5 protein-coding genes are annotated in these 5,461 nt (G+C 70.7%); 1 reads left to right on the plus strand and 4 read right to left on the minus strand.

Annotated features, from left to right (window positions below; genetic code table 11):
• The 3 genes from G7A99_RS15595 to G7A99_RS15605 form a co-directional block, all read right to left on the minus strand.
• The coding region (locus tag G7A99_RS15595) for a 2-oxo acid dehydrogenase subunit E2 (RefSeq protein ID WP_163141778.1) at positions 1-1,094 on the minus strand (1,094 nt) is incomplete at its 3' end.
• 9 nt (positions 1,095-1,103) lie between these two features.
• Positions 1,104-2,081, minus strand: a complete 978-nt coding sequence (locus G7A99_RS15600; protein ID WP_026321185.1) for an alpha-ketoacid dehydrogenase subunit beta — start codon at positions 2,079-2,081, stop codon at positions 1,104-1,106.
• A complete protein-coding gene (locus G7A99_RS15605) occupies positions 2,081-3,265 on the minus strand; it encodes a thiamine pyrophosphate-dependent dehydrogenase E1 component subunit alpha (RefSeq protein ID WP_051088243.1) in 1,185 nt (394 codons plus the stop codon). The genes G7A99_RS15600 and G7A99_RS15605 overlap by 1 nt, the downstream gene beginning before the upstream one ends.
• A gap of 419 nt (positions 3,266-3,684) precedes the next feature.
• On the opposite strand from G7A99_RS15605, the gene G7A99_RS15610 reads away from it, so the two are divergent.
• Positions 3,685-4,764, plus strand: a complete 1,080-nt coding sequence (locus G7A99_RS15610) for a hypothetical protein (protein WP_018718923.1) — start codon at positions 3,685-3,687, stop codon at positions 4,762-4,764.
• Positions 4,765-4,781: 17 nt separating this feature from the next.
• Here G7A99_RS15610 and G7A99_RS15615 read toward each other — a convergent pair.
• On the minus strand, positions 4,782-5,461 hold a 680-nt coding region (locus tag G7A99_RS15615), incomplete at its 5' end, for an alpha/beta fold hydrolase (protein WP_163141781.1).

Below are 5,461 nucleotides of genomic sequence, written 5' to 3' on the forward strand. Positions count from 1 at the left end.
GTGGCCACCGTGCCGCCGATCGCCCCGATGTTGGAGATGGTGATGGTCCCGCCCTTCATGTCCTCGGCGGCCACACGTCCGGCCCGCGCCGCCTCGACCAGCTCGTTCAGGGCCTTGGCGGTGGCGAGCAGCGACAGCGACTCCACCCCCTTGATGTTCGGGACGACCAGCCCGTGGGCGGCATCTACGGCCACACCGATGTTGTGCCGGCGGTGGTAATGGATCTCCTCGTGCTCGTCGTCGAAGGTCGCGTTGAGCTGCGGAAAGGCGCGCAGGGTGAGGGACAGCGCCTTGACGAAGAACGGCATCAGGGTGATGCGCACCTCCTCGCGGTAGTGATCGCGGATCTCCGCATACACCTCGGTCAGGGCGGTGACGTCCACCTCGTCGGCGTAGGTGTAGTGCGGGATGGTCCGCGCCGACGCACTCATCTGCCGGGCCATCGCCGCACGCACGCCCTTGAGGGGCTCGCGGCGGATCACCTCGTCGCCGCCGCCCGTGGCGGCGCCCGACGATGCCGAAGCCGGAGCCGCCGCCTCCGCTCCCTTCGCCGGCGCCGTTCCGGCCTCGGCAAAGGCACGCACGTCCTCCTTGTAGACCCGCCCCTTCTTGCCCGAACCAGGCACGGCATGGACGTCCACCCCGAGCTCCCGGGCCAGGCGCCGCACTGCCGGGCTCGCCGGCACCCGTCCGGCGGGCCCGGCGGACCGCCCGTTGCCGTCCCCGGCCGCCGCCGGGGATACCGCCTCGCCACCGGAGGCCGGTTCCGCGGGCGGTGCCGGCGACCGGTCACTGTCCGTCGCCGGCGCCGTAGCGGCATTACCGCCGCCAGGCTCGGCGGCGTCACCGTCCTCGCCGGCGACCTCGATGGCGAACAGCGGCTCGTGCACCCGCGCGATCTCGCCCTTGGCGTAGTAGCGCTTCACCACCCGGCCGGTCTCCATGGCCGGGATCTGCACAAGGGCCTTGTCCGTCATCACGTCGCAGACGGGCTGGTCCTCCTCGACGTTATCGCCCTCCTCGACCAGCCATTCGGAGAGCTCGCACTCGACAATGCCTTCGCCGATATCCGGCAGGATGAAGTCCTTGATCATGGTGGTGCCCTAGAAGTTCACGGTCTGCTCGATCGCGGCGAGCGTCTTGAGGTGGTCCGGCATGTACTCCCGCTCGTGGGCCAGCGGGAACGGCGTGTCCAGGCCCGTGACCCGGCAGATCGGTGATTCCAGGTAGAGGAAGCAGCGCTCCTGGACCGTGGCGGAGAGCTCGGCGCCGAAGCCGGCGGTGCGCGGCGCCTCGTGGTTGATCACCAGCCGCCCGGTCTTGAGCACGGAGCGCGTCACGGTCTCCACGTCCCAGGGCAGCAGCGTGCGCAGGTCGATGACCTCACAGTCGATGCCCTTCTCCGCGGCCATCTCCGCGGCACGGGTCACCACCTCCACCTGCGCCCCCCAGGCGAGCACCGTGACGTCGCCGCCCTCGCGCAGCACCTCCGCGCGCCCGAGCTCGGCGGTGTAGTCCTCCTCCGGGACATCGCCCACCGCCGCGCGGTAGAGGCGCTTGGGCTCGAAGAACAGCACCGGGTCCGGATCACGGATGCTCGCCAGCAGCAGCCCCTTGGCGTTCTCCGGGGTGCTCGGCACCACCACCTTGAGGCCCGGCGTGTGGCAGAAGTAGGCCTCCGGGGACTGGGAATGGTAGTGCCCGCCGGAGATGCCGCCACCGTAGGGGCTGCGGATGGTGAGCCCGCCGACGTTGAACTCGTTGCCCGAGCGGTACCGGAACTTGGCCGTCTCGTTCACGATCTGGTCGAAGGCCGGGAAGATGTAGTCGGCAAACTGGATCTCCGCCACCGCCCGGAAGCCGGCGGCGGCGAGGCCGTTGGCGAAGCCGATGATGCCCTGCTCCACCAGCGGCGTGTTGAAGCAGCGCTCGTTGCCATAGCGGTCGCGCAGGTGACTGGTCGCGCGGAAGACGCCGCCGAACTGGCCGACGTCCTCGCCAAAGCAGATCACCCGCTCGTCCGCCGCCATGGCGGTGTCCAGGGCACTGTTGAGGGCCTGCAGAAGATTCATCCTTGCCATCACTCGATCCGCCCCGCCGTCTTCGGATAGGCGTCCGGGTTCGCCCGCACCTGCTCACGCAACGCCTCGTACTGCTCGGTGAGGTTCCAGGGCGGTGCGGCGTAGACATCCTCGATCAGGCGTGCAAGCGACGGCGCCGGCTTGGCCTCGGCGGTCTTCATCGCGGCAAGGATCTCGTCGCGGTACCCCTGGCGCAGGGCCTCGTCGCGCTCCGCGTCCCACCAGCCCTGCGCCTCCATGAACGCGCGGATGCGTGCGATCGGATCGAAGCGCTGCCAGGCCTCCTCCTCCTTGCGGCTGCGGTAGCCGGAGGGGTCGTCGGAGGTGGAGTGGGCACCGAGGCGGTAGGTCATCGCCTCGATGAGCACGGGCACGCCCTCGCTCACCGCCTGGCGCCGCGCCTCCTGCGTCGCGAGGTAGACGGCGAGGAAGTCGTTTCCGTCGACGCGGATGGAGCGCACCCCATAGCCGACGCCGCGGGCGGCGACGCCGTCGCCGGCGTACTGCTCGCTCACCGGGGTGGAGATCGCATAGCCGTTGTTGCGGCAGAAGAAGATCACCGGGCAGCGGATCACCGCCGCCATGTTCAGCGCGGCGTGGAAATCCCCCTCCGAGGCCGCGCCCTCACCGAAGTAGCAGATGCTGCAGCGCCCCTCGCCGGCGAGCTTCTGGCCGTAGGCGTAGCCCGCGGCCTGGGGGATCTGGGTCGCCAGCGGCGAGGAGACGGTCATGTACGACAGCGCGCGGCTGCCGTAGTGGACCGGCATCTGCCGGCCCTTGCCGAGGTCGTCCTCGGTGGCAAAGAGCTGGTCCATGAACTGCGCCGCGGTGAAGCCGCGGTAGCGCAGCGCGCCCTGCTCGCGGTACTGGGGCAGAATCATGTCGTCCGGTTCGAGCCCGGCCGCACTGCCCACCGTGGCGGCCTCCTCGCCGGTGGCGGTGAGGTAGAACGACAGCCGGCCCTGACGCTGTGCTGCGACCATGCGTTCGTCGAGCAGCCGCGTAAACACCGCGGCGTCGTGCATCGCGAGCACGATCTCCTTCGCCACACCCGAGGGGTCGGCGCCTTCGTAGGGCCTGCCATCCTCGCCGAGCATCCCGTAGATCGGGATGGTCAGCGCGGACTCGGTAATGAAATCCGGGGTATGGATGCGCGGGGCATCCACTGAAGACGGCGCATACATGGCGGACTTCTCCCCTCCTCCGTGATTGTGTTCTGTCCGCGGGCCGATGCCCGCGCCGCTTATCGGTCTCAATGCAGTCTAGCAGCAGCACACCCCGCCGACGCCATCACCGGTCCTGATCCGCACCGGATAGCGATAACGCGCCCGCGAAGGGGCCGCGGACACAGTCCCCCCGTGGCCCACCGGTCTACCCGTAACACGGCGGTGATGGCGGCGCACATGGGGCTCTTCTAGGCTTACCTCCGGGGCGACCGAACCGGTCCCCCGGGATCGCCCCTGCCAGGACCCCGGCAGCGGCCGCGACGCGGCGTACGGGGGTTCCCGGCGGCGATACCGGGGTCGCGGGCATCCAGGAACATAACGACGACCGTGCCCGGACCTTCAGCCCCCGCCACACCGCAACCGGGAGGAGACAATCCATGCGACGTCCACCCATTCGCCGGCACACCCTTCCCGCCGCCCTGGTTATCGCCGCCGCACTCGCGTGCCCGGCCGCCCTCGCCCAGGAGCAGTCGGGCGACAGCGGCGCCCCCGCGGACGCCCTGGCCAGCGCACAGACACGTATCACCGGCCTGGAGAACGATCTCTCAGACGCCCGCGACCGTGCGGACAACCTCGAATCACAGCTCGACGACGCCCGTGAACGCGTCGAGTCGCTCGAACAGCAGCTCACCGAGCGCACCGATGCCCGGGACCGCCTGCGTAACGAGCTCGATAAAGCGAAGGAACAGGTCGGTTCGCTGGAGGCGGAGACCGCCGAGCTGCGCAAACAGCTCACCGCAACGCAGGGCAAGCGGGACGCCTTCGAACAGCAGCTCGCCGAGCGCACCGATACCCGGGACCGCCTGCGCGGCGAGCTCGGCAAGGCAAAAGAGCGGATCGATTCGCTGGAGGCGGAGACCGCCGACCTGCGCGAACAGCTCACCGCGACCCGCAAGGAACAGGGTCGGCTGACCGAGGCGCTGCAGAAGGCACGTCAGCAGGGCGAGGAGACCGCCGCGACACTGGACGACGCCCGCGGGACCATCGACAACCAGAAAAGCACCATCGCCCAACTCCGCGAACGCGCCGGCACCCTGAAGGATAGCCTCGACCAGGCCCGCGCCACCGTGAAGTCGCGGGAGCAGACCATCGCCGGGCTGCGCGCGCAGCTCGCCCCCGCCAACGGCGGCACGGCGTCGCTGGACGAGGCCCGTGCGCAGGCATCCGAGGCCGCGGCGCATTTCCGCGACGTACATGCCGCCCATCGCCGGGACGAGGCCGATGACCAGGCCCTCACCGAAGCACGCCAGGCGCTGCGCGTTGCCCAGTCACTGGTCGCCCGGCTGGAGCACGAAGGGCTCTACGACGTGCGCGGCGGCGACACCCTGGGCCAGGTCGCCGCGAGGTTGTACGGCGAGGCCAACCGCTGGCCCACGCTCTACGAGGCCAACCGGCACGTCCTGGAGAACCCGGACACCCTGCGTGACGGCATGATCCTGGTGACGCCGGCCCCCTGAGCCGTGTCCCCCGGGGCTCAGCCCCGGGGCGTCGCCCCCGTCTCCGCGAGGAATCCGTGTATCGCATCGGCACACGCCGGTGCGCGTTCCTGGTGCAGGGCGTGCCCGGCGGCAGGGATTTCCGCGGTACGCAGGTCGGCGAAGCAGGCGAGTCGCGCCGACCAGTCATCGCCCCCGCGCAGACGGCGGACGACGGACGACTCGCCGCCCCAGAGCCAGAGCACGGGGGCCTCGATCGCCCGCCAGCACGCCATCGCCTCCTCGAGCCGGTAGAGCACCGGGTTCGGCCGGCGATGGGCCGGGTCGCCACGCAGGCGCACCGCCCCGTCCACCTCCCGGCCCCAGCAGCGCGCGAGATACGCCGCCACCGCCCCGGGCATGCGGGGGTTGCGCCCGGCCAGGTGGTCCGCCAGCGCCCCGTAGTCGGGGAAGGACCGCAGGCGCGGTGTCTGTGCGAGGCTGTCCAGCCACTCCCGGTAGCGCCCAGGCGCGGTCTCCGCGGCAGTGGCCGGGAGCCCGAAGCCCTCCAGCGAGACCACCGCGCGCACCCGCTCCGGGCGCACGCCGGCGTAGAGCCCGGCGACGTTGCCACCCATGCTGTGGCCGACCAGAACCACCGCTTCGCCCGCGGGCACCGCCCGGTCGATCAGGGCGTCCAGATCAGCGAGGTAGTCGGGGAACCAGTAGCGCCCCTCGG

The organism is Arhodomonas sp. KWT (genome assembly GCF_010993615.1).